This window comes from uncultured Aquincola sp., from assembly GCF_964001545.1.
In the GTDB taxonomy this organism is placed as follows: domain Bacteria; phylum Pseudomonadota; class Gammaproteobacteria; order Burkholderiales; family Burkholderiaceae_C; genus Aquincola.
The window spans coordinates 1-2,149 of the sequence record NZ_CAXFDV010000472.1 but is presented as its reverse complement, the minus strand read 5'-3'; the positions used below and the strand labels follow the sequence as shown (position 1 = coordinate 2,149).

Genomic DNA, 2,149 nt, shown 5'->3' with positions numbered 1-2,149 from the left:
GCCAGGTTGGCGCCGGCCATCAAGCCCGCCAGCAGCGCCGCATGCACGGCCAGGCGCCAGGCCGGCCAGGCCGGCACACTCGCGGCGCGCAGGGTGCCGGCAGAAGCCAGCAGCAGCGCGACGAAGGCGCCGGCCAGGGCTGGCCAAGGCCATACGCCCCCGGCCCACGCCGTGTCGATGTCCAGGGCCACCACGGGCAGCGCCAGCCAGCCCAGGGCCTGCACCAGCGCGGCCGCTGCGGGGTGGCCGCCCTGGCGCCGCACCTGCAACAGCAGCGCCGCGACGCTGCCGCCCACCGCCGGCAGCAGCGAGGCCAGCAGGCAGACGGGCCGCAACAGCAAGCCCGGCGGGCCGGCCAGCGCGGCCGACATCAGGTGCACACCCCACCAGGCGACCGCCGCCAGCACCGCCCACAGGCCCCGCGCCAGCCGGTGGGCCGCCTGCAGCTCGGGCGAAGCGCCTGCAGACGCCGCCGCCGGCAGGCGCGCTGCCATCGTGATTACCAGCATGGCTGCCGCCCAGGCGTACAGCCCTACCCCCATCGCCTCGCTCGTCATCGCTTGGACCTTGCCCGTCTCGCAAAAGTGCCATTAGATGATAAAAGTGATCAATGGGGTCTGGTGGGGCGATCAGGGCCGGTCAAGCAGCGGTTTTCTCGCGCTGACCGTGGCGTGTGTACAAAAAGTCCAGCACCTGCTTGCGGCAGTGCACGTAGTCGGCGTCTTCGGCCAGGGCCACGCGGTCGCGCGGGCGCGGCAGGTTCACGGGCAGGATCTCGCCGATGGTGGCGGCCGGGCCGTTGGTCATCATCACGATGCGGTCGGACAGCAGCACCGCCTCGTCCACGTCGTGCGTCACCATCACCACGGTGGTGTGGACCCGGGCCACGATCTTCAGCAGCTCGTCCTGCAGCTTGGCGCGGGTCAGCGCATCGAGTGCGCCGAAGGGCTCGTCCATCAGCAGCACCTTGGGCTCCATCGCCAGCGCGCGGGCAATGCCCACCCGTTGCTTCATGCCGCCCGAGATCTCGTGCGGGCGCTTGGCGGCCGCGTGGCTCATGCCTACCAGGTCCAGCGCGGCCTGCGAGCGGGCGACCAGCTGCGCCTTGGTCTCGCGGGCGCCGAACACCCGTTCAACGCCCAGGTGCACGTTCTCCTGGCAGGTCAGCCAGGGCAGCAGCGAATGGTTCTGGAACACCACCGCCCGCTCCGGCCCCGGCGCGGCGATCTCGCGGCCGTCGCAGATCAGGGCGCCCGCGGTGGGCCGGGTGAGCCCGGCGATCAGGTTGAGCAGCGTGCTCTTGCCGCAGCCCGAATGCCCGATCAGCGTGATGAATTCGCCCTGCGCCACCTGCAGGTGGATGTCACGCAGCGCATGGAAACGGCCCTTGCGGGTGCTGAACACCATCTCGGCGCCGTCCACCTGGATGAATGCGGTCATGTTCGGCTCCCGGTCAGTCGTCGAAGGAGAAGCGCCGTGCCACCGCCACCAGCGCCTGCTCGAGCAGCAGGCCCACGATGCCGATGACGAAGATGGCGATCAGGATGTGCTGCACGTTGAGGTTGTTCCACTCGTCCCACACCCAGAAGCCGATGCCCACGCCGCCGGTCAGCATCTCGGCGGCCACGATCACCAGCCAGGCGGTGCCCACGCTCAGCCGCACGCCGGTCAGCATGTAGGGCAGCACCGCGGGAAACAGGATGCGCGTGATCACCTTCCATTCGCTCAGGTCGAGCACGCGGGCCACGTTCAAGTAGTCCTGCGGCACCCGCTGCACGCCCACCGCGGTGTTGATCACCATCGGCCAGATGGAGCAGATGAAGATGGTCCAGATGGCGGCCGGGTTGGCGGCCTTGAACACCAGCAGGCCGATGGGCAGCCAGGCCAGCGGCGACACCGGCCGCAGCAGGCTGATCAGCGGATTGACCATGCGGCTGAGGAACTCGAAGCGGCCGATGAGAAAACCCAGCGGAATGCCCACCAGCGCCGCCAGGCCGAAGCCCACGGCCACGCGCTCCAGCGAAAACAAAATGTTCCAGCCGATGCCCTGGTCGTTGGGGCCGTTGCTGTAGAACGGATCGGCAAACAGCTTGACCGCCGCCTCGAAGGTGGCCTGCGGCGTGGGAAAGGTGGTGCTGCCCCGCGTGAG

Annotated in this window: 2 protein-coding genes and 1 pseudogene; all 3 read right to left on the bottom strand. The window is 69.5% G+C overall.

The features are described from left to right. Nucleotides 1-494: pseudogene (locus tag ABNT58_RS16200) on the bottom strand (hypothetical protein); the annotation flags it as partial. A 145-nt stretch (nucleotides 495-639) separates the two neighbouring features. Next, on the bottom strand, nucleotides 640-1,440 hold the full coding sequence (locus ABNT58_RS16195; RefSeq protein WP_348754484.1) for an ABC transporter ATP-binding protein: 801 nt from the start codon (nucleotides 1,438-1,440) through the stop codon (nucleotides 640-642). A gap of 13 nt (nucleotides 1,441-1,453) precedes the next feature. After that, a partial coding sequence (gene ntrB / locus ABNT58_RS16190; protein ID WP_348754483.1) for a nitrate ABC transporter permease occupies nucleotides 1,454-2,149 on the bottom strand: 696 nt, incomplete at its 5' end.

Bases quoted from the DNA above. Each gene is read 5' to 3' on its own strand.
- ABNT58_RS16195 (WP_348754484.1), bottom strand. From the start codon at position 1,440: ATGACCGCATTCATCCAGGTGGACGGCGCCGAGATGGTGTTCAGCACC.